Source organism: Amycolatopsis sp. FBCC-B4732 (assembly GCF_023008405.1).
Taxonomy (GTDB): Bacteria; Actinomycetota; Actinomycetes; order Mycobacteriales; family Pseudonocardiaceae; genus Amycolatopsis; species Amycolatopsis pretoriensis_A.
Genome location: NZ_CP095376.1, coordinates 7,282,298 through 7,304,812, shown reverse-complemented (window position 1 = coordinate 7,304,812; position 22,515 = coordinate 7,282,298). Strand labels below are relative to the sequence as shown.

Annotated in this window: 22 protein-coding genes; 12 read left to right on the top strand and 10 right to left on the bottom strand. The window is 72.0% G+C overall.

The window, feature by feature from the left end; translation table 11 throughout:
• Position 1 precedes the first annotated feature (1 nt).
• From MUY14_RS32280 to MUY14_RS32260, 5 genes are all read right to left on the bottom strand, one after another.
• Positions 2 to 1,117 carry an MAB_1171c family putative transporter gene (locus MUY14_RS32280; RefSeq protein ID WP_247014733.1) on the bottom strand — a complete coding sequence of 372 codons (1,116 nt, stop codon included), beginning with the start codon at positions 1,115 to 1,117 and terminating at the stop codon, positions 2 to 4.
• On the bottom strand, positions 1,114 to 1,635 hold the full coding sequence (locus tag MUY14_RS32275) for a hypothetical protein (protein ID WP_247014731.1): 522 nt from the start codon (positions 1,633 to 1,635) through the stop codon (positions 1,114 to 1,116). Before MUY14_RS32275 ends, MUY14_RS32280 begins: the two co-directional genes overlap by 4 nt.
• Positions 1,632 to 2,036 carry a helix-turn-helix transcriptional regulator gene (locus tag MUY14_RS32270; RefSeq protein WP_247014729.1) on the bottom strand — a complete coding sequence of 135 codons (405 nt, stop codon included), beginning with the start codon at positions 2,034 to 2,036 and terminating at the stop codon, positions 1,632 to 1,634. The genes MUY14_RS32275 and MUY14_RS32270 overlap by 4 nt, the downstream gene beginning before the upstream one ends.
• A 306-nt stretch (positions 2,037 to 2,342) precedes the next feature.
• Positions 2,343 to 2,795: a flavodoxin family protein gene (locus MUY14_RS32265; protein ID WP_247014728.1), complete on the bottom strand. Its 453-nt coding sequence runs from the start codon at positions 2,793 to 2,795 to the stop codon at positions 2,343 to 2,345.
• Positions 2,795 to 4,429, bottom strand: coding sequence for a phospho-sugar mutase (locus MUY14_RS32260; protein ID WP_247014727.1), 1,635 nt, complete (start codon positions 4,427 to 4,429; stop codon positions 2,795 to 2,797). Before MUY14_RS32260 ends, MUY14_RS32265 begins: the two co-directional genes overlap by 1 nt.
• Before the next feature lie 30 nt (positions 4,430 to 4,459).
• Here MUY14_RS32260 and MUY14_RS32255 point away from each other — a divergent pair, with 30 nt between their 5' ends.
• Entirely contained in the window at positions 4,460 to 5,620 is a 1,161-nt protein-coding gene (locus MUY14_RS32255; RefSeq protein ID WP_247014726.1) for a glycosyltransferase, read from the top strand.
• 81 nt (positions 5,621 to 5,701) lie between these two features.
• Here MUY14_RS32255 and MUY14_RS32250 read toward each other — a convergent pair whose 3' ends face one another.
• From MUY14_RS32250 to MUY14_RS32240, 3 genes are read right to left on the bottom strand one after another with little or no spacing between them, the layout of a single operon-like run.
• Entirely contained in the window at positions 5,702 to 6,481 is a 780-nt protein-coding gene (locus MUY14_RS32250) for a purine-nucleoside phosphorylase (protein ID WP_247014725.1), read from the bottom strand.
• On the bottom strand, positions 6,474 to 6,896 hold the full coding sequence (locus MUY14_RS32245) for an ABA4-like family protein (RefSeq protein WP_247014724.1): 423 nt from the start codon (positions 6,894 to 6,896) through the stop codon (positions 6,474 to 6,476). The genes MUY14_RS32250 and MUY14_RS32245 overlap by 8 nt, the downstream gene beginning before the upstream one ends.
• Positions 6,893 to 7,834, bottom strand: coding sequence for a hypothetical protein (locus tag MUY14_RS32240; protein ID WP_247014723.1), 942 nt, complete (start codon positions 7,832 to 7,834; stop codon positions 6,893 to 6,895). Before MUY14_RS32240 ends, MUY14_RS32245 begins: the two co-directional genes overlap by 4 nt.
• 108 nt (positions 7,835 to 7,942) lie before the next feature.
• Here MUY14_RS32240 and MUY14_RS32235 point away from each other — a divergent pair, with 108 nt between their 5' ends.
• The gene (locus tag MUY14_RS32235; RefSeq protein ID WP_247014722.1) at positions 7,943 to 8,584 is read left to right on the top strand and encodes a MerR family transcriptional regulator; all 642 of its coding nucleotides are present in this window, start codon (positions 7,943 to 7,945) and stop codon (positions 8,582 to 8,584) included.
• Here MUY14_RS32235 and MUY14_RS32230 read toward each other — a convergent pair.
• The gene (locus MUY14_RS32230; protein WP_281506339.1) at positions 8,581 to 10,317 is read right to left on the bottom strand and encodes a serine/threonine-protein kinase; all 1,737 of its coding nucleotides are present in this window, start codon (positions 10,315 to 10,317) and stop codon (positions 8,581 to 8,583) included. The two genes, MUY14_RS32235 and MUY14_RS32230, sit on opposite strands and share 4 nt — an antisense overlap.
• 139 nt (positions 10,318 to 10,456) lie before the next feature.
• Here MUY14_RS32230 and MUY14_RS32225 point away from each other — a divergent pair, with 139 nt between their 5' ends.
• The 5 genes from MUY14_RS32225 (at position 10,457) to MUY14_RS32205 (ending at position 17,313) form a co-directional block, all read left to right on the top strand.
• The gene (locus tag MUY14_RS32225) at positions 10,457 to 12,292 is read left to right on the top strand and encodes a methylmalonyl-CoA mutase family protein (protein ID WP_247014721.1); all 1,836 of its coding nucleotides are present in this window, start codon (positions 10,457 to 10,459) and stop codon (positions 12,290 to 12,292) included.
• Positions 12,289 to 14,457: a methylmalonyl-CoA mutase gene (gene scpA, locus MUY14_RS32220; protein WP_247014720.1), complete on the top strand. Its 2,169-nt coding sequence runs from the start codon at positions 12,289 to 12,291 to the stop codon at positions 14,455 to 14,457. Before MUY14_RS32225 ends, scpA begins: the two co-directional genes overlap by 4 nt.
• Positions 14,458 to 14,460: 3 nt before the next feature.
• Complete coding sequence (meaB, locus tag MUY14_RS32215; protein WP_247014719.1) at positions 14,461 to 15,456, top strand: methylmalonyl Co-A mutase-associated GTPase MeaB; 996 nt, start codon at positions 14,461 to 14,463, stop codon at positions 15,454 to 15,456.
• 49 nt (positions 15,457 to 15,505) lie between these two features.
• Positions 15,506 to 15,814 (top strand): hypothetical protein, encoded by a 309-nt coding sequence (locus MUY14_RS32210; RefSeq protein WP_247014718.1) that lies wholly within the window; start codon positions 15,506 to 15,508, stop codon positions 15,812 to 15,814.
• A 197-nt stretch (positions 15,815 to 16,011) separates the two neighbouring features.
• A complete protein-coding gene (locus MUY14_RS32205) occupies positions 16,012 to 17,313 on the top strand; it encodes an amidohydrolase (RefSeq protein WP_247014717.1) in 1,302 nt (433 codons plus the stop codon).
• A gap of 297 nt (positions 17,314 to 17,610) precedes the next feature.
• Here MUY14_RS32205 and MUY14_RS32200 read toward each other — a convergent pair whose 3' ends face one another.
• The gene (locus MUY14_RS32200) at positions 17,611 to 18,063 is read right to left on the bottom strand and encodes a gamma-glutamylcyclotransferase (RefSeq protein ID WP_247014715.1); all 453 of its coding nucleotides are present in this window, start codon (positions 18,061 to 18,063) and stop codon (positions 17,611 to 17,613) included.
• A 128-nt stretch (positions 18,064 to 18,191) separates the two neighbouring features.
• Here MUY14_RS32200 and MUY14_RS32195 point away from each other — a divergent pair, with 128 nt between their 5' ends.
• From MUY14_RS32195 to MUY14_RS32175, 5 genes are all read left to right on the top strand, one after another.
• Entirely contained in the window at positions 18,192 to 19,592 is a 1,401-nt protein-coding gene (locus tag MUY14_RS32195) for an NAD(P)H-quinone dehydrogenase (RefSeq protein ID WP_247014713.1), read from the top strand.
• Between the two features lie 73 nt (positions 19,593 to 19,665).
• Positions 19,666 to 20,118, top strand: coding sequence for a hypothetical protein (locus tag MUY14_RS32190; RefSeq protein WP_247025348.1), 453 nt, complete (start codon positions 19,666 to 19,668; stop codon positions 20,116 to 20,118).
• Positions 20,119 to 20,269: 151 nt separating this feature from the next.
• On the top strand, positions 20,270 to 20,821 hold the full coding sequence (locus tag MUY14_RS32185; protein ID WP_247014711.1) for a hypothetical protein: 552 nt from the start codon (positions 20,270 to 20,272) through the stop codon (positions 20,819 to 20,821).
• Positions 20,822 to 20,902: 81 nt separating this feature from the next.
• Entirely contained in the window at positions 20,903 to 21,544 is a 642-nt protein-coding gene (locus tag MUY14_RS32180; protein WP_247014709.1) for a class F sortase, read from the top strand.
• An 86-nt stretch (positions 21,545 to 21,630) separates the two neighbouring features.
• Positions 21,631 to 22,434: a VOC family protein gene (locus MUY14_RS32175; RefSeq protein ID WP_247014707.1), complete on the top strand. Its 804-nt coding sequence runs from the start codon at positions 21,631 to 21,633 to the stop codon at positions 22,432 to 22,434.
• Positions 22,435 to 22,515 lie beyond the last annotated feature (81 nt).

Here is a 22,515-nt window from a genome sequence, read left to right as displayed (position 1 = left end):
GTCACGAATCCAGTGCCGCGGACAGCGCGAGCAGCGGCCGGACGTCGGATTCGATGTCGTCCGCTTGGGAGGGCAGGACCTGCTTCGCGCGGCCGTCGTTCTCCTCGCCCGCCGCGTGCCGCTCCAGCGCCGTCTTCAGCGCGGCCGCCGCGGCGCCCGGGTCGGTGGCCACGACCTCGCCGAAGTCCGCCGCCAGGTACGGGGAGAGCTGGACCAGCCCGTCCCGGATCTCGATCACCCGGCGGTAGTGCACGCGGTGGACGCCGCGCGGGGAGAACCGGTCGCGGCGCGGGGGCGTCCGGAGCACGATGCTGGGGAACGCGCGGACCAGCAATGTCCACAGTGGAGCGAGGGCTTGGTGCTCGCGCCGGTGCTGGCGGCGGCGGCGCAGTGCCGACAGCCGCGCTCGCACGCCGGGGTAGGTCATGCCGGCCAGGAACAGCATCCCGCCGACGATCACGAACGGCACGCCGAGCAGCAGCAGGACCTTCAGCACCGGCCCGAACGCCCACGCCACCACGATGTACAGCGCGCGGAAGACGCTGCCCGCCGCCGCGCAGGCCATCCCGATCGCGCTCAGCTTGAGGCCGATCCGCAGGTTCCGGTCGGCCACCCGCAGGTACCGCACGATCCACGCCGAGCACGCGATCAGGCCGTAGATCAGGTACAGCCCGGCGCCGAGGTAGAACAGCGCAACCCCGCTGTCGTGGACCGTCGACGGCCCCAGCGGCAGGCCGCGCAGCTGTGGCGGCGTCACGGCCATCGCGACGATCATCAGCGCGATCGCCGCCAGCAGCGGCACCAGCTCGGCCGTCACCCGGCGGTACCGGCGGGGCCCCAGCGCGGAGCCGAGGAAGAAGACCACCAGCGCGCAGAGGCCGCACGCCAGCAGCGCGTTGTTCGCCACCCGGGCCGCGCCGCGGCCGAGGAGGGCGTCCACCTCGTCGGAGATCGCCGTCTGCTGCAGCAGGAACGCCGCGGCGAACCCGGCCACGCACGCCGTCACGGCCCAGTTCGGCACCGTCGGTGCGCGCTGCACCTGGTAGATCCGCCACGCGAGCGCGGCGGCGAACAGCACCATCGCAAGAACGTTCACAGGGCTGAACAGCGTGCTCACAACCACCCTTGGTGATCGCCGAGCGCCCCCTGGATCCGGCGTAGGTCCCGGTCCGCGGCGCGCCGGGGGATCGTGTAGTTCAGGACCGACGCCCATTCGAGGATGATCGTCGCGACCGTTTCGGCTTCCCACTCGTGCGCGTCATCGTAGGACGACCGCCGCAGGGCGCGGTGGACGGCATCCGGGTCGAGATCCGTCGCCGGGCCGCGCAGGAAGTCCGCCGGCTCGGCGTCGCCGTGCGGGTGGTGGTCCGCCAGCATGTGCCCGAGCTCGTGCAGGATGATGTGGTCCTGGTGGGATTTCGTCGTTTCGGCCTGGTAGAAGATGTAGTCCGCGGCCGCCGTCGCGATCCAGCAGCCGAACGGGCCGGGCACTTCGAGCGGGTATGCCATCAGCCGGATCGGCTTGCCGCGCCGCTCGCCGAGCCGCGCGCACAGCACCTCGACGTCGAGCGGGGGGCCGATGTCGAGGTCCTTCAGCAGTTTCCGGCACCGGCGGCGCAGTTCCCGCTCCTTCATCGCGCGGTGTCCTCCGGATTCCGGCCTTCGCGCTCGGCCCGCTCGTAGCGTTCGACGAGGTCGAGCAGGTCCATCACCTGACGGCGGCCCTGCGGCGAGAGCTCCTGCGCCCGCATCGCCATCAGCTGGGCCTCGCCCGCCGGGGCCGCGGCCGCCTCCTCGTCGAAGAAGTACGTCACCGGCACGCCGAACAGCCGCGCCAGCGCTTCGACGTAGTGGATCTTCGGGTTGACCCGCTTCCCGGTCGCCAGCTGCTGCAGGTAGGCGGGCGACATCGCCGGCCCGCCCGCGCGCTCGACGGCGGCGGAGATCTCCCGGTAGCTGTGCGGCGCGCGGCCGTCCAGCCGGGCCGCCTCGATCAGGGCACTCAGCCGTTCCGCGAAGGTGCGTTCCCGTGCCATCCCCGCCCCCTAGGTTTCCGCCGTGAAAATTCTAGCCGGGAAACCACTGTACGCACATGTTGACAGCTATCGTATGCAGTGGTTTACAGTTGGCTCGCCTCTCGCCTGACGGTCCGTGCCCTGGGGGTGTACGGAACAGTCCAGGCGAGGGGCTTGTCGCGCCTCCGGCTCGTCATGATCGGCGGTCTGTAGTACGCTTCACAGGCCAAGGTCGATCGCCTTCGGGTGGGTCCCTTGGTAACGGCCTGTTGCCGGAGGTCGACCCCCAGGGCTTCCGGTGACAGGCCTTCTTATTTCCCCGTTCCTTCAGCTCACCAGGGTCGCGGCCAGCGTGCCGCCCAGTTCCGTGCAGGCTTCGAGGGTCTTTTTGTCCGGTTCGCCGGTGCTGATCACCGGTTCCGCGGCCTGGGTCCACGCCAGGCCCGTGGTGATGGAGCGCAGCTGCCGTTCCGTCCCCGAGGTGTCGCTGCCGCCGTGGATCCAGTACCCGAACGGGCGACCCCGCGTCGCGTCCAGGCAGGGGTAGTAGACGGTGTCGAAGAAGTGCTTCAGCGCCCCGCTCATGCTGCCCAGGTTCGCCGGCGTGCCCAGCAGGTAGCCGTCCGCCTCGAGGACGTCGGGGACGGTCGCCGCCAGCGCCGCGCGGCGGACGACCTCCACCCCCTCGATGTCCGGGTGCGTCGCGCCCGCGAGCACGGCTTCGAACAGCGCCTGCGTCGACGGCGACGGCGTGTGGTGCACGATCAGCAGCCGCGGCATCAGGCCAGCAGCTCCTCGACGTCCGCCCGCACCGCCGCCAGCTGCCGCTGCGCCGCCTCGCGCGCGTCGTCGAGCGAGCCGGTGACCGGAGCCACCACCTGCAGGTACGCCTTCAGCTTCGGCTCGGTCCCGGACGGCCGGATCACCACGCGCACGCCGTCGCCGGCCAGGCGCACGACATCCGCGTCCGGCAGCAGGTCCTCGATGCCGACCTCGGCACCGCCGAGCCGCGACGGCGGCGACTTCCGCACCTTCGCCATCAGCTGCCCGCGGACGGCGAGGTCGGTGACGCGCAGGGAAACCTGGTCGGTCAGGTGGACACCGTGGCGCTGCGCCAGCTCGTCGAGCACGTCCAGCGGCGTGCGGCCCTGCGCCTTGAGCTGCGCGGCGAGCCCGGCGGCCAGGGTCGCGGCGGCGATGCCGTCCTTGTCGCGCACGAAACCCGGGTTCACGCACAGTCCGAGCGCCTCTTCGTAGGCGAACACGAGCCCCTCGCCGGCGCGCACCAGCCACTTGAACCCGGTCAGCGTCTCGGCGTAGCGGGCGCCCTCGGCTTTGGCGATCTCGCCGAGCAGCGACGACGACACGATGGTCGTGGCCACCAGCGGGTCCGGCAGCAGCGTGCGGTCCACTGTGGACAGGACGTACGAGCCGAGCAGGACGCCGGTTTCGTCGCCGCGCAGCATCCGCCACGACCCGTCGCGCCCGCGCACACCGAGGGCGCAGCGGTCGGCGTCCGGGTCGAGCGCGACCGCCAGGTCGGCGTCCACATCGGACGCCAGCGCCAGCAGCAGGTCCGTCGCGCCCGGCTCTTCGGGGTTCGGGAACGACACGGTCGGGAAGTCCGGGTCCGGCGCGGACTGCGCGGTCACCAGGTGCAGGTCGGTGAAGCCGGCCCGCTCGAATGCCGCGCGCAGCGTCTCGGCGCCGACGCCGTGCAACGCCGTCGCGGCCACCCGGATCGCGCGGCCCGCGCCGAGCGGCAGCGTCGCGACCTCGTCGAGGTACCGGTCGACGAGGTCGGCGACCTCGGCGCCGGCGGCGCGTTCCACGCTCACCGCGGCGGGCGCGGCCTGGATGGCGCGCTCGATCTCGCCGTCGGAGGGCGGCACGATCTGGCCGCCGGTGGCGTCGTAGAGCTTGTACCCGTTGTCCGCCGGGGGGTTGTGCGACGCGGTGATCTGGATGCCGGCCACCGCGCCGAGCCGCCCGACGGCGAACGCGAGCACCGGTGTCGGCAGCGGGCGCGGGAACACCTTGACGTCGAAGCCCGCCGCGGCGAGCACCTCGGCGGCCGCGGTCGCGAACGCCTCCGAACCGTGCCGCGCGTCACGGCCGACGACGACCAGCGCGCCCGCGTGCCCGTGCGCGGCCAGCCAGGCGGCCACCCCGGCCGTGGTGCGGGTGACGACGGCGACGTTCATCCCGTTCGGCCCGGCGCGCACCGGCCCGCGCAGGCCGGCGGTGCCGAACTCGAGCGGCCCGGCCATCCGGTCGGCCAAGTCGGCTTCGGCCGCGGCGTCGCCGCCCATCGCCCTCGCGAGGACGTCCTGCAGCTCGGCGCGCGAGCCGTCGTCCGGGTCGTCGGCGATCCAGCGGAAGGCGGCGTCACGCAGGGTGGAATTCACTGTCACCGCGCCAGCCTACGGGCTAGGGTCGGGTGAGTGCGCTTGCTCTTCACCTCACTGGGGTCCTTCGGTCACACGTTCCCTCTGGTCCCACTGGCGGTCGCCGCGCGCGACGCGGGCCACGACGTCGTCTTCGCCACCTCGGAAGACTTCCTGCCGCAGCTGACGAAAGCCGGGCTCGAGACGGCCGCCGCCGGGCTCGCGATCAAGGACGCGTTCGGGGCGGCCTTCGCCGAGTCCGGGCCGCCCGGCCCCCGGCGCCCGCCCGGCGAGGTCCCGCCCGAGGTGCTCGGGCCGATCGTGGCGAAGGTGTTCGGCGAGTTCATGCCGGAGCGGTTCATCGCCGACCTGCTGCCGCTGTTCGAGCACTTCCGGCCGGACCTGGTGGTGAGCGAGTCGGGCAACTCCGGCGGCGCGTTCGCCGCGATGAAGGCCGGGATCCCCGTGGTGGCGCACGGGTTCGGCCGCGTGTCGAGCGAAGACCCGATGGTGACGCGGATCCGCGACGCGATCCGCGCGCACGGTGCCACGCTGGGGATCGACGTCGGGGAGGACCTGGCGTTCACGGGCCCGTTCATCGACATCTGCCCGGAGTCCGTGCAGGAGCCCGGGTTCCTGGCGCGCACCACCCGCGTCCCGTTGCGGCCGGTCGGCTGGAGCGAGCCGGGCGAGCTGCCCGCGGGCGTACTGGACAAGCGGCGGCCGCTCGTCTACCTGACCCTCGGCACGGCGATGGGCCACGCGGGCGTGCTCGGCGCGGCGATCGCCGGTCTGTCCGGTTTGGACGTCGACGTCCTGGTCGCCACCGGCCCGACGGTCGATCCGGCGGCGCTCGGCGAAGTCCCGGAGAACGTCCGGCTCGAGTCGTGGGTCCCGCAGTCGGAGCTGCTCCCGCACGTCGACCTGGTGGTGCACCACGGCGGCAGCGGCACGACGCTCGGCGCGTTCGGCGCGGGCCTCCCGCAGCTCCTGCTGCCGCAGGGCGCGGACCAGTTCAGCAACGCGGACGCGGTCGTCGCGGCCGGCGTCGGCGACCGCCTGCTCGGCACCGAGGTCACGGGCGAAGCCGTGGCCGCGAAGGCCCGCCACCTGCTCACGGACACCGCGGTCGCCGACGCGACCCGGGCCCTGGCGGCCGAAGTCGCGGCGATGCCATCCCCCACCGACGTCGCCGCGCAACTCCCCACCTTCGCCTGACCCAAGCGCCACTTTCGGTACGAAAGTGAGGCGGAGGACCGGCCTCCGGATCACTTTCGTACCGAAAGTGCCGTCCTCGGGTCAGGCGTGGGTGATGAGGTCTCGGAGCAGGGAGCCCATCTTCGTGGCCGCCGCGCGGCCCGCTTCCAGGACTTCCTGGTGGTTCAGCGGTTCGCCGGTCATGCCCGCGGCCAGGTTCGTCACCAGCGACAGCCCGAAGACCTCGACGCCGGCCGCGCGGGCGGCGATGGCTTCCAGGACCGTCGACATGCCGACCAGGTCCGCGCCCAGCGTGCGCAGCATCCGGATCTCCGCCGGCGTCTCGAAGTGCGGCCCGGTCAGGCCCGCGTAGACGCCTTCTTCGAGCGACGGGTCGATCTCGCGCGCGATCTTCCGCAGCCGCGCCGAATACAGGTCCGTCAGGTCGACGAAGTTCGCGCCGACGATCGGCGAGCGCGCGGTCAGGTTCAGGTGGTCGGCGATCAGCACCGGCTGCCCGACCTGGAACCCTTCACGCAGGCCGCCCGCCGCGTTCGTCAGCAGCACCGTCCGGACGCCGGCCGCCGCGGCGGTGCGCACGTTGTGCACCACCGGGTCGATGCCCTTGCCCTCGTAGAAGTGCGTCCGCCCCAGCATGACCAGGACGTTCTTGTCACCGATCTTCAGCGAGCGGATGGTTCCGCCGTGCCCCACCGCGCCGGGCGTGGTGAAGCCGGGCAGTTCGGCGAACGGGATCTCCGTCTCGTGCTCCCCGATGACGTCCGCCGCCGGGCGCCAGCCCGAGCCCAGGACCACCGCGATGTCGTGCGCGTCGACGCCGGTGCGCTGGGCGATGGCGCTCGCGGCCTCTTGTTCAGTCATGCCGCGAGCGTAACCGGACGCTCCTCGCCAGCAGGAACACGACCAGCCCGAACGGCGACAGGAAGATCGTCACCGCGAGGACCGGGCTGACGAGCCACGGCGAAAGCCCCACCGCGCGCCCCTCGAAGTACATCCACCGCGCGATGAACAGGTCGAACGCGATGAGGTGCGCCCACACCAGCCCGGCACCCCACGGCGTGGCCAGCAGCGCCTGCAGCACGCCGAGGTCGGGGGAGAGCATCGCCTGCCCCCACTCGCCGAAGTGCGGCAGCACGAGCGCGAAGTAGCAGGCCAGCGGCAGCAGCGGCACCCACGGCGACGCCATGATCCGGGCCGTCCACCGCCAGTCCGGCGCCAAGATCAGCAGGGCCCAGAACGGCGCGGCCAGCGGGAACGCCAGGTCGAAGAGGATCATCGGACGCGCACCGCGGCCCACGAACCCAGCCCGACCGTCCCGGCCAGCAGCGCGGCCGCGCCCAGCGTCGCCGCGTCCGGGTGCACGATCGACTGCGCCCGCAGCGCCTGCCACGTCACCAGCGCGGTCAGCCCCGCGTACCCGGCGGCCCCGATCAGGACGAGCCGTGCGCGGACGACGTCGTCGCGCAGCCGCGGGAAGCGCGAAGCCAGGGCCAGGAGCCCGATGGCCAGCAGCGGCAGCGCCTGCAGCGCGTGCATCCCGACGAAGTGCGGGATCCGCAGGTCGCCGCCCACCGTGCTCCAGCCGAGGACGGGCAGGCCCGGCCCGCCGTCGTCGAGCCCGACGGTGTGCGCGCCGACCATGTCCGGGTGCCCGCCGGTCTGCCACTGCGCGAGCTGCCGCGCGGTCGGGTTCGTCATCAGGACGCCCAGCCCGAGGCCCAGCAGCGACAGCACGGCGCCGGCGCGCACGGCCCAGAAGCTCGCCCGGTCTTCGAGCTTGGTGAACATCACCAGCACGGTCAGCGCCAGCGTGGCGGCCTGCAGCCCGATGATCATCTTGCCCATGACGTCGTAGAGCAGCGCGTCCTGCGGCGTCGCGATGTTGAAGTGGCTCGCGCGGCCGCGGGCGGCCTGGAACGTCAGCAGGACGTACTCGGCGGCGAAGATCGCCACCAGGAAGTTCGTCAGCCACCCCGCCGTGCGCCGGAACCGCGGCAGCAGCGAGACGAGCCAGCTCCACGTGGCGAAGTAGAGCGCGCCGGAGACGGCGAACTTGAACGGCTTGGCCCAGATCGGCGCCCCGGCGAGGGTCCGCTGGTCGACGACCAGCGCGGCCACGCACAGCACCGCGATGGCCCCGAGGGTGGCGGCGAAGACCGCGGACGGCTGGTGCCACCCGCGCGTTCTGCTCCGGACGTCGGCAAGGATGGTCATGGTTCCCTCCCAGAATGGATAGTCAAGCTCTCCGTTATGGGAAGTTAAACTCTCCATGCTGAGAAGTCTTCAGGGTTGCCCCCGAGGCGGACCCTGGGATCGGAGCGGATGCGCATGCGGATGGCCGAACTGAGCGCCGAGTCGGGGGTGCCGGTCGCGACCGTCAAGTACTACTTGCGCGAAGGCCTGCTCCCGCCCGGGGAGCGCACCAGCCCGAATCAGGCGCGGTACTCCCCGGACCACGTCCAGCGCCTGCGGCTGATCAAGGCGCTCACCGACGTCGGCGGCCTCCCGCTGGCCTCGGTCGGCGCCGTGCTGAACGCGATCGAGGACGACCGGACCCCGCACGAAACGATGGGCGTCGTCCAGCTGGAGCTGGCCGGCGAACCGCCGAAGGTGTCCGAGGAGGCCGCGGAGTGGGCGGCGGAGCTGTTGCAGGAGCTCGCCCGGCGGTACGGCTGGAAGTGGCACGGCGCCGAGGACCGCGCGACGGCCAACCTGATCGCCGCGCTGGCCACGGCGAAGGAGCTCGGGCACGAGAAGCTCGCCGATCGCCTCGACGAGTACTTCGCGCTGGCGCTCCGGGTCGCGGAGCTGGACGTCGAGGTGGTGACCGGGCTGACGTCGTTCGACAAGATCATCGAGGCCGGCCTGATCGCGACGGTCCTGGGCGACCGCATCTTCACCGGCCTGCGCCACCTCGCCCAGGAGCACGTCTCCCGCGAGGTGCTAGGCCGCCGGGCGCGCTAGTCCGAGACGGTCAGCGTGGGCGCCACGCGGTCGAAGACGTCCCGCCGGGTCGCGTCCTCCTGCTCGACCGGTGCCGTCACCGACAACGCCCACAGGCTGTCGCCCGCCCGGACCAGGTTCATGAACGTCACCCGTGTGACGCGGCCATCATCGTCGTTGCCCGGGAGCAGGCCGCTCTCCAGCGTGCGGTAGGTGAACGTGGTGCCCTTGCCGCCCGCGTCCGGGGACGGGCCGAACAGCTCGAACCCTTCGCCGGAGTACGTCTGCTTCAGCCAGTCGACGTACTCGGCGTCGTCCGGGAACTTGCCGAAGTAGTTCGCCAGCCGCTCGACCCGGATCGAGCGGCGGCCGTCCGGGGAGACGTACTGGACGGCCGTGCTCGCCCCGAACTTCGTGGTGTTGTGGGGCGCGACGAACTTCTGCCAGCCCTGCGGCACGTCGAGGCCGAACTGGCCGCCTTCGCCGGTCGCGTAGCTCGCGTCGCCGGACTGGCGGACCAGGGACGGCGGCGGGACGTCGGTGAGGCCGTTCGACGTGTTCCGCGGCTCGGCCGCCGGCGGCAGCAGCGACTGACCGCCGACCGTCCTGGCCAGCGCGAACCCGCCGCCGGCCGCGACCAGGAAGAGCAGGATCGCCAGCGCGATGAGCACCGCGGTGGCCCGGGCGCCGCGGCGGGCGGGCCGGATCGGGGCGACGAACACCGTCGGCGGCGGCTCGGGTGCCGGGGCCGGCGCGGGCGGGCGCAGGAACGGCAGCGGGCCGGGGTCGGTGGCGAGCTCGCTGCTCGAGCCCTCGGCCTTCTTCTCCGCCTTGTCCCCGCCCTTCTCGGGCAGGACGGTCTTGATCACCTGCGTGTCGGTCGCGTCCGGCTGCGCGGACGTCTTCTTGCCGTCCGGGGTGCGGAACAGCTCGGCCCCGAACAGGTCCAGCGGCGTCTTCGACTGCAGCGGGTAGAGCCGGTGGCGGACCTCGCGCAGGGTGATCCGGTCGCCGGGCTCCTTCTTCATCAGGGCCGAAATGACCTCGGCGAGCGGGCCGGCCTTCGGCTTGGGCACCTTGCCGTTGACGACCTTGCCGACGGTCTCCAGCGGATCGCCGTCGGCGTCGTACGGCGGCGCGCCTTCGACCGCGGCGAACAGCGTCGCGCCGAGGCCCCACAGGTCGGCGGCCGGGATGACGGCGCCGCCGGAAGCGACCTCCGGCGCGATGTAGGCGGGGGAGCCGAGCATGATCCCGGTGCGGGTCATGGTCGCCTCGGAGACGTTGCGGGCGATGCCGAAGTCGGTCAGCTTGATCCGGCCGTCGCTGGCGACGAGAACGTTGCCCGGCTTGACGTCGCGGTGGGTGATCCCGGCGGCGTGCGCGGCCTCCAGCGCGGACGCCACGGCGATGCCGACGGCGGCGGCCTGCTCGACGGTCAGCGGCCCGTGGTCGCGCAGGATGTGCGCCAGGCTGCGCGAGGGCAGCAGCTCCATCACCACGAACGGCTGGTCGTCCTCGCGGGCGACGTCGTGCAGGATGATCACGTTCGGGTGGGACAGCACGGCGATGGCGCGGGCCTCGCGCAGCGTGCGCTCCCGCAGCTCGTCCGCCTGCGACGCCGGGATGCCCGGCGGCACCTTCATCTCCTTGACGGCCACCTGGCGGTGCAGGAACTCGTCATAGGCCGACCAGACGGTGCCCATCGACCCGGAGCCGAGCACCGAACGCAGCCGGTAGCGACCGGCGACCACTCGTGTCTCTTCGCTGGAGGGGGGCACGGGCCAATTGTGTCGTACCCGCGCCACCGGCCCCTAACCTCCCCGGGCCGCCACCCCTAGCGCGACCAGACTCACAGGGCGAGCGCGGCGAGTGCCTCTACCATCACTGGGTATGACTGAAGTGGCCGGTCCGGAGTCAGTGCCGATCTCCGAACTCGACCTGGCGGCCGAGTTCCCCCAGGCGACGCGCGGGCAGTGGCAGGAGCTCGTGGCGGGTGTCCTGCGCAAGAGCGGCAAGCTGCCGGAGGACTTCGCGGGCGCCCCGGAGAGCAAGCTCGTCACGCGGACCTACGACGGGATCGAGATCCAGCCGCTGTACACCGCGGACGACGTCCCCGGCGAAACCGGCTTCCCCGGCCTGCCGCCCTACGTGCGCGGCGCGCGGCCGGAAGGCCAGGTCAGCACCGGCTGGGACGTCCGCGCCCGGTTCACCGGCGAAGACGGCCGCGCGGTCAACAAGGCGATCCTGGCCGACCTCGAAGGCGGCGTGACGTCGCTCTGGCTGACCGTGCCGCCGGCCGCGCTGGCCGACGCGCTCAACGAGGTCTACCTCGACCTCGCGCCGGTGGTCCTGGACGCGGGCGCGGAGTTCGAAGCCGCCGCCGCGGAACTGCTGGCGCTGTTCGACGAACGCGAGATCCCGGCGAGCGAGGCCACCGCCGTGCTGGGCGCGGACCCGATCGGGCTGGCGGCCCGGTCCGGTGCGCCCGCCGGCCTCGGACCGGCCGCCGCGCTCGCCGCGCGTGTCGCCGCGAAGTACCCGAAGGTGCGCACGATCGTCGCCGACGGCCTGCCGTTCCACGAAGCGGGCGGCTCGGACGCGCAGGAACTGGGCGCGCTGGTCGCCGCCGGCGTCTCCTACCTGCGGGCGTTGACCGACGCCGGTCTCGACGCCGAAACCGCGGCCGGCCAGCTGGAATTCCGGATCGCCGCGACCGCCGACCAGTTCTCCACCATCGCCAAGCTGCGCGCGGCCCGCCGCCTGTGGGCCCGCGTCGCCGAGGTCTGCGGCTTCACCTCGCCGATGCGCCAGCACGCCGTGACATCGCCGTCGATGCTCACCCGGCGCGACCCGTGGGTGAACATGCTGCGCACGACCGTCGCGTGCTTCGGCGCCGGTGTCGGCGGCGCGGACGCGGTCACCGTGCTGCCGTTCGACGCCGCCATCGGCAAGCCGGACGCGTTTGCCGCGCGGATCGCCCGCAACACCCACGCCGTGCTGCTGGAGGAGTCCAAGCTGGCCGGCGTGGTCGACCCCGCGGGCGGCTCCTGGTACGTCGAGAAGCTCACCGACGACCTCGCGCACGCGGCCTGGGCCGAGTTCACCGCCATCGAAGGCGCGGGCGGCCTGGTCGAAGAGCTCTCCTCGGGCGCACTGGCCGCGCAGCTGGCCGAGACGTGGGAGAAGCGGTCCCGGCGGATCGCCACCCGCCGCGACCCGCTCACCGGCGTCAGCGAGTTCCCGAACCTGGCCGAGAAGCCGGTCACCCGGGAGCCGGCCGGGTCCACAGTGGAAGGCGGGCTGCCGCGGCACCGGTACGCGGAAGGCTTCGAAGCCCTCCGCGACGCATCGGACGCGTACCTCGCTTCGCACGGTGAGCGGCCCAAGATCTTCCTCGCCACCCTCGGCCCGGTCGCCGCGCACACCGCGCGCGCCGGGTTCGCCGCCAACCTGTTCCAGGCCGGCGGGATCGAAGCCGTCAACCCGGGCGCGACCGACGACCTGCCCGGCGCGTTCCGCGCGTCCGGCGCGAAGATCGCCTGCCTCTGCGGCACCGACGACGCCTACGCGGCACAGGCGGCCGAGGTCGCCGGGTCGCTCGGTGCCGACCACGTACTGCTGGCGGGCAAGGGCTCCTTCGACGGCGTGGACGGCAACGTCTTCGCCGGCTGCGACGCCCTCGACGTCCTCAACGGCCTGCACGCCAAGCTGGGAGTCACCCGATGAGCATCCCGAACTTCGCCGGTCTCGACCTCGGCACGCCGTCGCCCGCCGACCGCGAGGCCTGGGCCAAGGCCGTGCAGGAGGCCACCGGCAAGGGCCCGGACGCGCTCGACTGGGAGACGCCGGAGGGCATCGGCGTCAAGCCGGTCTACACCGCCGCCGACCTGTCCGATGTGGACTTCCTGGGCACCTACCCCGGCATCGCGCCCTTCCTGCGCGGGCCGTACCCGACGATGTACGTCAACCAGCCCTGGACCATCCGCCAGTACGCCGGGTTCTCCACCGCCGAGGAGTCCAACGCCTTCTACCGGCGCAACCTCGCCGCCGGCCAGAAGGGCCTGTCGGTCGCCTTCGACCTGGCCACCCACCGCGGCTACGACTCCGACCACCCGCGCGTCTCCGGCGACGTCGGCATGGCGGGCGTGGCCATCGACTCGATCTACGACATGCGCCAGCTCTTCGACGGCATCCCGCTCGACAAGATGTCGGTGTCGATGACCATGAACGGCGCGGTGCTGCCGGTGCTGGCGCTCTACGTCGTCGCGGCCGAGGAACAGGGGGTGCGGCCGGAGCAGCTCGCGGGGACCATCCAGAACGACATCCTCAAGGAGTTCATGGTCCGCAACACCTACATCTACCCACCGCAGCCCTCGATGCGGATCATCTCCGACATCTTCTCCTTCACTTCGCAGCACATGCCGAAGTACAACTCGATCTCCATTTCCGGCTACCACATGCAGGAAGCCGGGGCGACGGCCGACCTGGAGCTGGCCTACACCCTCGCCGACGGCGTCGAGTACCTCCGCTCCGGCGTCGACGCCGGGCTCGGCGTGGACAAGTTCGCGCCGCGGCTGTCGTTCTTCTGGGCGATCGGCATGAACTTCTTCATGGAGGTCGCGAAGCTGCGCGCGGCGCGCCTCCTGTGGGCGAAGCTGGTGAAGGGCTTCGACCCGAAGTCGCCGAAGTCGCTTTCGCTGCGGACGCACTCCCAGACGTCGGGCTGGTCGCTGACCGCGCAGGACGTCTACAACAACGTCGTGCGCACCTGCGTCGAGGCGATGGCCGCGACCCAGGGGCACACGCAGTCGCTGCACACGAACGCCCTCGACGAGGCGCTCGCGCTGCCGACGGACTTCTCCGCGCGGATCGCCCGCAACACGCAGCTGCTGCTGCAGCAGGAATCCGGCACCACCCGCGTGATCGACCCGTGGGGCGGCAGCGCCTTCGTCGAGAAGCTGACCTACGACCTCGCGCGCAAGGCGTGGGGCCACATCAGCGAGGTCGAGCAGGCCGGCGGCATGGCCAAGGCGATCGACGCGGGCATCCCCAAGCTGCGCATCGAGGAAGCCGCCGCGCGCACCCAGGCGCGCATCGACTCCGGCCGCCAGCCGGTCATCGGCGTGAACAAGTACCAGGTCACCGGCGATGAGGACATCGAAGTCCTCAAGGTCGACAACGCCGGCGTCCGCACCCAGCAGCTGGAGAAGCTGCGGCGGCTGCGCGAAGAGCGTGACCCGCAGGCCACCGAGGACGCGTTGCGGCGGCTCACCGAGGGGGCCGGCAACGGCGGCAACCTGCTGGAGCTGGCGATCGGCGCGGCCCGCGCGAAGGCGACCGTCGGCGAGATCTCCGACGCGCTCGAGAAGCTGTGGGGCCGCCACTCCGGGCAGATCCGGACGATTTCGGGCGTCTACCGCGAAGAGGTGGGTAAGTCGCAGAACGTCGAGCAGGCTCGTGAGCTGGTCGAGAAGTTCGCCGAGGACGAGGGCCGCCGCCCGCGCATCCTGGTCGCGAAGATGGGCCAGGACGGCCACGACCGCGGCCAGAAGGTGATCGCCACCGGCTTCGCCGACATCGGCTTCGACGTCGACGTCGGCCCGCTGTTCTCCACCCCGGCCGAGGTCGCCCGCCAGGCGATCGAGGCGGACGTGCACGTCGTCGGCGTCTCGTCGCTGGCCGCCGGGCACCTCTCGCTGGTGCCGGCGCTGCGCCACGAGCTCGCCGAGCTGGGCCGCGAGGACATCATGGTGGTCGTCGGCGGCGTCATCCCGCCGCAGGACTACCCGGCGCTGCGCGAAGCCGGCGCGGCGGCCATCTTCGGGCCCGGCACGGTGCTCGCGGACGCGGCCATCGACCTGCTCGGCCAGCTGACGGCGCAGGAGTCCTGACCCTTGCCGCGGAAGATCGACGTCACCGCGTACGCCAAGGGGGTCCTCGCGGGGGACCGCGGGACGCTGTCGAAGGCCATCACGCTCGTCGAATCGCAGCGCGAAGACCACCGGGCGCAGGCGCAGGAACTGCTGATCGAGGTGCTGCCCGCGGCCGGCGGGGCCCAGCGCGTCGGCATCACCGGCGTCCCCGGGGTCGGCAAGTCGACGTTCATCGACCAGCTGGGCACCGACCTGACGGCGGCCGGGCACAAGGTGGCCGTGCTCGCCGTCGACCCGTCGTCCACGCGGACCGGCGGCTCGATCCTCGGCGACAAGACCCGGATGGCGCGCCTGGCGGTCGACGAACGGGCGTTCATCCGGCCGTCGCCGACGTCGGGCACGCTCGGCGGCGTCGCGCGGGCGACCCGCGAGACGATCGTGCTGATGGAGGCCGCCGGCTACGACATCGTGCTGGTCGAGACGGTCGGCGTCGGGCAGTCCGAGGTGACCGTGGCGAACATGGTCGACTGCTTCCTGTTCCTGACCCTCGCACGCACCGGTGACCAGCTCCAAGGCATCAAGAAGGGCGTGCTGGAGCTCGCCGACGTCATCGCCGTCAACAAGGCCGACGGCGACCACGAACGGGACGCGAAACGGGCGGCCCGTGAGCTTTCGGGCGCGCTGCGGATGATCTACGGGCCCGAAGCGGCGTGGACCCCGCCGGTGCTCACCTGCAGCGGCCTGCACAACCTGCGCCTGGACGAGGTCTGGGGCGCGATCGAGAAGCACCGCGACACGCTCTCGGCGTCCGGCGAGCTGGAAGCGCGCCGCCGGCAGCAGCAGGTCGACTGGACGTGGGCGATGGTGCGCGAACAGTTGCTCAGTCGCCTGGCGGCGCATCCGGACGTGCGAACGGTCGTTCCCGACGTCGAACGGGCGGTGCGCGACGGTGAACTGACGGCTACCCTCGGTGCGCAGCGGATCCTCGACGCGTTCGGTCCACCCCGTGGTGGCTGACGCGCGGGCGTTCCGCGGGCAGAATGCCTGGTCGTGGCGAAGGGATGACATGGCGAAGCTGCGGGGTCTGGTCCTGGTCGGAGTGCTCGGTGCGGTGCTGTTCACCGCGTCGCCCGCGCTGGCCGAGCCGGTGCGTACGGCGGCCGTTTCGGTGACCGTGGTGTCTTCGGCGCACGCGGCGGCGCCGGTCCCGGCGCAGACCCAGCCACCGGGCCCGGTGCTCGACCCGGCCCAGACCGACAAGGCCAACACCGAGAAGACGAAGAACAAGCTGGTCGCCGGCCTGATCGCGGTCGTTCTGCTCGGCATCGTCGTCTGGGGACGGCGGATCCGTTCGAAGAAGGCGAAGAAGTCCTGAAGCGTTCGGCGTAACCGAACTACTGCACGCCGTTCAACGCAGATCCGCTACCGGCCATCTAGGACGGCCGTTTTCGAGGCGCGGCTTGCCGCCTGCATGGTGCACGATCGTCTGCAAATGCGTACAACAGATCGATCGGCACGAAGCGTGACCCCAGCCGCTGCGCGGGTTACCCGTGTTGCGGGAGGAGGTGCGGCGTGACGGTGTTGGACTCACGACCGGACGTTCCAGGCGACCCCCATGGGCGCATGATGACCCCTATGGAGGGGCCCGAGGCGCTCATTTCCGAAGCCGGCGTAAGCATGGCTCCCGTGGAGGACCTTGGTGCGGGGCGTGGCCCGTTCTGGCTCGACGACTGGCTGCGCGCCAACGCGACCGACCTGCTCGCGTGGCGACGGCACATCCACGCGCACCCCGAGCTGTCACGGCACGAGTTCGCGACCACCGAACTGGTCGTCACGCTGCTGCGCACGGTCGGGCTCAAGCCGTGGGTGCTGCCCGGCGGCACCGGCGTCGTCTGCGACATCGGCAGCGGTGAGAAGTGCGTGGCGCTGCGGGCCGACATGGACGCGCTGCCGCTCACCGAGGCGACCGGGCTGCCCTACGCGTCGACGACTGAGGGTGCGGCCCACATGTGCGGCCACGACGCCCACACGGCGATCCTGCTCGGCGCGGCCCGCGCCCTGGCCGGCGCGCCGGAGCTGCCCGGCCGCGTGCGGCTGATCTTCCAGCCGGCCGAGGAGGTCATGCCCGGCGGCGCGCTGGACATGATCGCGGCCGGCGCGCTGGACGGCGTCGAGCGGATCTACGGCCTGCACGTCGACCCGCGGCTCGAAGTGGGTTCCGTGGGCATGCGCGTGGGCGCGCTGACGTCCGCGGCGGACCTGATCGAGCTGCGCCTGACCTCGCCCGGCGGCCACACGTCCCGGCCGCACCTGACGGCCGACCTGGTCCACGCGCTCGGCACGGTGATCACGTCGCTGCCCGCGGTGCTCTCGCGCCGCGTCGACCCGCGGTCGGGCACCGTCCTGGTGTGGGGCGCGGTCCACGCGGGACAGGCGGCCAACGCGGTGCCGCAGGACGGCGTCCTGCGCGGCACGCTGCGCACCGCCGACCACGAGGTCTGGACTTCGCTGGAGCCGCTGGTGGCGTCCTCTGTGGAGTCCCTGCTGGCGCCGACCGGCGTCGGCTTCTCGCTGGACTACCGCCGCGGGGTCCCGCCGGTGGTCTCGGACCCGGATTCGACCGCGCTGATGCGCGCGGGCGTCGAAGCGGCCCTCGGCGAGGGCGCGGTGGCCGGCACCGAGCAGTCCTCCGGCGGGGAAGACTTCGGCTGGTACCTGGAGCACGTCCAGGGCGCGTTCGCCCGCCTGGGTGTCTGGTCCGGCCCGCCGGAACCGCAGTCGGACATCCACCGCCCGACGTTCGTCCTCGACGAGCGGGCCCTCCTCTGCGGGGTCCGCACCCTGGTCCACACCGCTTTGACGGCTCTCGCCTGAGCGGAGTTGTCCACAGTTTCACCCAGTTGTCCACAGGCCGTGAACCGGCCCTTCCCTCGATCGGGGGAAGGGCCGTTTTGCGCGCCCGCGGACCGGCGGGCAGACTGGTCGGCGGCCCGCCGCGCGGGCCATTGCGGCCTGGTGTTTTCCTTGTACCGCAAGGACATTCACGTTTGGCCGGAGCGAGGCCGAAGCCGTCGAGCACACGCTCGCCGACCCGCGTGACGGGGTGCCCGCGAAGGTCCGCGCGGGCTCGTGGTAGCGCTCAGTCCACCGAGTTGTCCACAGGGTGTGGAGTCAGCCGGTGATGCCCGAACAGGGGCGGGTGCGCAGGTCGTCGACGTAGTCCACGGGTGCTCCGGCCGCCTCCGCGGCGTCGGCGAGCACGCCGAGGTACCGGGCCGAGGGCAGCCCGCCTTCGTAGGCGTCCAGGACGTACAGCCACGCCAGGACCGACCCGTCCATGGTCTGGACCCGGAGCCGGATCTTCGAGTGGATGCCGAGCTCGCCGCCTTCCCAGCGGTCGAGCCCGTCCTCGTCCAGCGGCGTCACGTCGTAGAGGACGACGAAGACCCGGGCTCCCGGGTCTTCGACGATGGTGGCCAGGGCACCTTCCCAGCCGAAGTCCTCGCCGCCGAAGGTCAGGCGCCACCCCTCCAGCCAGCCGGTGCCGGCCATCGGAGAGTGCGGCGCGCGCTCCAGCATCTGGGCGGGCTCCATGTTCGATCCGTACGCGGCATACAACGGCACGCCGACAGCGTAGCGACCCATCGCCGACCCGAGTGGACGCACTCGCCGTGTTCGCCCACTTCAGTGTCCGGACACCTCCGCCGCGTACGGTGAGAGCACCGCACGCGAGCACATCGAGGAGGACCCAGGTGACCAGGATCGTGATCATGGGCGGGGGCCCGGCCGGCTACGAAGCCGCGCTGGTCGCAGCCCAGCACGGGGCCGACGTCACGATCGTCGAGCGGGACGGCCTGGGTGGCGCGTGCGTCCTCTACGACTGCGTCCCTTCGAAGACGTTCATCGCGAGCTCGGGCGCGCTGGCGAAGATGCACGACCTCAGCGAGCTCGGCATCAACACCGACCTCGCCGACACCAGCATCGACCTCCCGACCGTGCACGGCCGCGTGAAGGGCCTCGCCCTCGCGCAGTCCGCCGACATCCGCGCCCGCGTCCAGCGCGAAGGCGTCCGCGTCCTCATCGGCGAAGCCCGCTTCTGCGACGAAGAGCCCGGCCTCGCCACCCACAAGGTCTCGGTGACCACGGCGGAGGGCACCGAGAAGCTGCCCGCCGACGTCGTCCTGATCGCGACCGGCGCCACCCCGCGCGTGCTCCCGGGCGCGGTGCCGGACGGCGAGCGCATCCTCGACTGGCGCCAGCTCTACGAGCTTCAGGAGCTGCCGGAGCACCTCGCCGTGATCGGCTCGGGCGTCACCGGCGCCGAGTTCGCGTCCGCCTACACCGAGATGGGCGTCAAGGTCACCGTCGTGTCCAGCCGCGACCGCGTCCTCCCGCACGAGGACGCCGACGCCGCCGCGGTGCTCGAAGAGGTCTTCTCCCAGCGCGGCACGACCGTGGCGAAGCAGGCGCGCGCCGACCGCGTCGAGCGCACGGACAAGGGCGTCGAGATCCACCTCGCCGACGGCCGCGTGATCGAAGCCAGCCACGCGCTGATGACGGTCGGGTCCATCCCGAACACCGCCGACCTCGGCCTCGACAAGGTCGGCATCGCGCCCGGCCCCGGCGGGTTCATCACCGTCGACCGCGTTTCGCGCACCTCCGTTCCCGGGATCTACGCCGCCGGCGACTGCACCGGCGTGCTCATGCTGGCCTCGGTGGCGAGCATGCAGGGCCGCATCGCGATGTGGCACGCGCTGGGCGAGGGCGTCGCGCCGATCAAGCTCAAGACCGTCGCCGCCAACGTGTTCACCCACCCGGAGATCGCCACCGTCGGCATCAGCCAGCAGGCGATCGACTCCGGCGAGGTGCCCGCGCGCACCATCATGCTGCCCCTGGCCACCAACGCGCGCGCGAAGATGGAGGGCCTCCGCCGGGGCTTCGTGAAGCTGTTCTGCCGCCCCGCCACCGGCGTGGTCGTCGGTGGTGTCGTCGTGGCGCCGCAGGCGAGCGAGCTCATCCTCCCCATCGCGCTCGCCGTCCAGAACCAGCTCACAGTGGACCACCTGGCACTGACATTTTCGGTGTACCCGTCGCTGTCGGGCTCGATCACCGAGGCCGGGCGCCAGCTCATGCGCCACGACGACCTCGACTGAAACCCGTAGGCAACCCGTCGCGCCCTGTCGCGTCTTGTCGGTTGTGAGGCTGAAGGACGCGAAGGGTGCGATGGTGCGCAAGACGGTGGTTTTCGTTGCGGCAGTGGTGATCGGGGCGACGGCAGCGGCGGCGCCCGCGACAGCGCAGAGCAGCGGTCCCGCGGCGGCGCCCGCGCCCGCCGGCAGCGTGCAGCTCAACGTCAACACCGCGATCAACCAGTCGCTCGTGGACAAGTACGTCCGCGACGCGCCGAACGTCGCGCTGGCCAAGTGCGAGGGTGCTTCGCCGAAGTTCTCTTCGCCGGCGCTGGACTTCGCCAACTACACTCCGGGCCCGTTCATGGGCGCGGATGCCAACATCAGCGCGGACGCCACACTCAAGCCCGGCACGGGCGCGGGCACGTACCCGCTGACCGTCACGTGCGGCGGCCAGACCTACACCACGAACTTCACGGTGCCGGCCGCCCAGGTGGCGAAGGTGCCGTCCGGTGCCGCGAAAGCGGGCGACGGCAGCATGGCCGGCTGAATCTTCTTTTTCGAAACCGCCCGGGAGCCCCGCTCCCGGGCGGTTTTTTCATGTCGCTTTTGTGACCTTGGTGCGCAACCGATCGCAGGTGGGGACGTCTTGAGGGGTGTGAGCGAGCGGGAGCCGCCACCATTCCACAGGGGAGAAAAGAATGCAGAAGACTGCCGTTGTCGCGGGTTTCGCCGCCGCATTCCTCGTCGTCGCGCCGGGCGCCGCGCTGGCGACGACGCCGGCCGCCACGCCGTCCCCATCGGCCGCGCCGTCGGCCGCGGTGCCGGTGGACCCGGACGGCCCGTTCTCCCGGATCACCCGGCTGCTCACCGTGTCCCCGGCCCAGGCGCAGCCGGGCGCGCGGGTGAAGCTGGACTTCGCCTGCCAGACGCGTGAGCCCGCCGAGAAGGTCACCGTGCGGTCGGCGGCGCTCGTCTTCGGCAAGGGCGGGTGGGCCACCGGCACCGTCAAGGACGTCAAGCCCGGCAAGTACGCCGTCACGCTGCACTGCGGCCCGGAGACGTCGTCCGCGACGCTGGCGGTCCTGCCGGTGAAGAAGCAGGTCGTCAAGGTGCCCACGGGCGCGCCGCAGACCGGCGGCACCGACGGCCCAGGTGGCTCCGGCACCCCGCTCGCGGCGGCGGCCGCCATGGGCGCGCTGGCGCTCGGCGGCAGCGGTCTCGTGCTCGCCCGGCGCGCGCGGCGGCGCTGACCGCCCGGCGTACCGTCGGGACTCAACCGAAGAGACCACCCGGACGTGTGAACGGCAGGCGAGGGAAGCACGGGGGAGAAGATGACGACGAGGAGCACGGGCAGACGGGGCTACTTGATCGCCCTCGTCCTCGCGTCGGTGGCCGCGCTGGTGGTCGTGGCGCTGGTGTTCGGCGGGGGGTCCGAACCGCCGTCGGCCCAGCCGCCGCCCCCGCGGCCGGTCGCCGTCCAGCCCGAACCCGCGGCCGCGGACGCCGTCTCGTCGTTGCCCAGGTCCGACCCGGTCTCGATCGACATCCCGAAGCTCGGCGCACATTCGTCGCTGGTTCCGCTCGGGCTCAACGCCGACAACACGATCGAGGTACCGCCGGTGACCACGCCGCTGCAGGCCGGCTGGTACACCTACGCGCCGACGCCGGGGGAGGCCGGCCCGGCCGTCGTGCTGGGGCACGTCGACGGCAACCACCAGAAGGGCATCTTCTTCCGGCTCAAGGAGCTGGCGGCGGGCGACCGAGTGGCGATCGCCCGCAAGGACGGCACCACGGCGACGTTCGAGGTGACGAAGGTGCACCAGGTGCCGAAGAAGGACTTCGAGGGCGAGGGCGTCTACGACGACACCCCCGGCCCGGAGCTGCGCCTGATCACCTGCGGCGGCGTCTTCGACCGGAACGCCCGCAACTACGTCGACAACATCGTCGTCTACGCCAAGCTCGTCGGGCACTGAGTCCTTCGGCCCTGGTTTTGTCGGTGGTGGGTGCCAGACTGTGTCGGCCGTCACTCAGGCGGCGTTCACGAGGGTCGGGAGTCGACATGGTGTTCCGGGACGAGCGGTGGCCGGACGGCACGCCCAGCTGGGTGGACCTGATGGTGCCGGACCAGGCGAAAGCGGTGGCGTTCTACAGCGCGCTGTTCGGTTGGGACGTGCGGACGGGCGGTGAGGAGACCGGCTTCTACGGCATGGCGGAGCTGCGCGGGCGCCCGGTCGCGGGCATCGGGCAGACGCCGCCGGGCCAGGAGATGCCGGCGGTGTGGACGACGTACCTGTCGGTGTCCGATGTGGACAAGACGGTCACGGCGATCACCGAGGCCGGCGGCCAGGTCCTGATGCCGGTCATGGAGGTCATGAAGGAGGGCCGCATGGCGGTGGCGGCCGACCCGGCGGGCGCGGTCTTCGGCCTCTGGGAGGCGGGCAACCACATCGGCACCCAGGTCACGGCGGCCCCGGGCACGCTGGCCTGGAACGAGTGCATGAGCCGCGACTACCCGGCGGCGAAGGCGTTCTACGAGCAGGTCTTCGGGTTCGGTTTCCAGGACCTGTCGAACGACGACTTCACGTACGCGGTGTTGCTGCTCGACGGCCGCCCGGTCGGCGGGTTGGGCGGGTTGCCGGATTCGGTCCCGGCTTCGGTGCCGTCGAACTGGTCGACGTACTTCTCGGTGGCGGACGCCGACGCGAGCGCGGCGAAGGTCGCGGAGCTGGGCGGCCAGGTCCAGGGCAAGCCGTTCGACTCCCCGTACGGCCGGCAGGTCCAGGTGACCGACGACCAGGGGGTGCCGTTCCTGGTGATCGCACCGAACGAGCAGTCGGGCAAGCCGGAGGGCTGGGAGGAGTGAGCGACTCGCACTGAGGCGGTGGCCTGGCAGCACCGGCCGGCGGTCCGGTCAGTCGGCGAGGCAGCTGGCGCGCGATTGCGC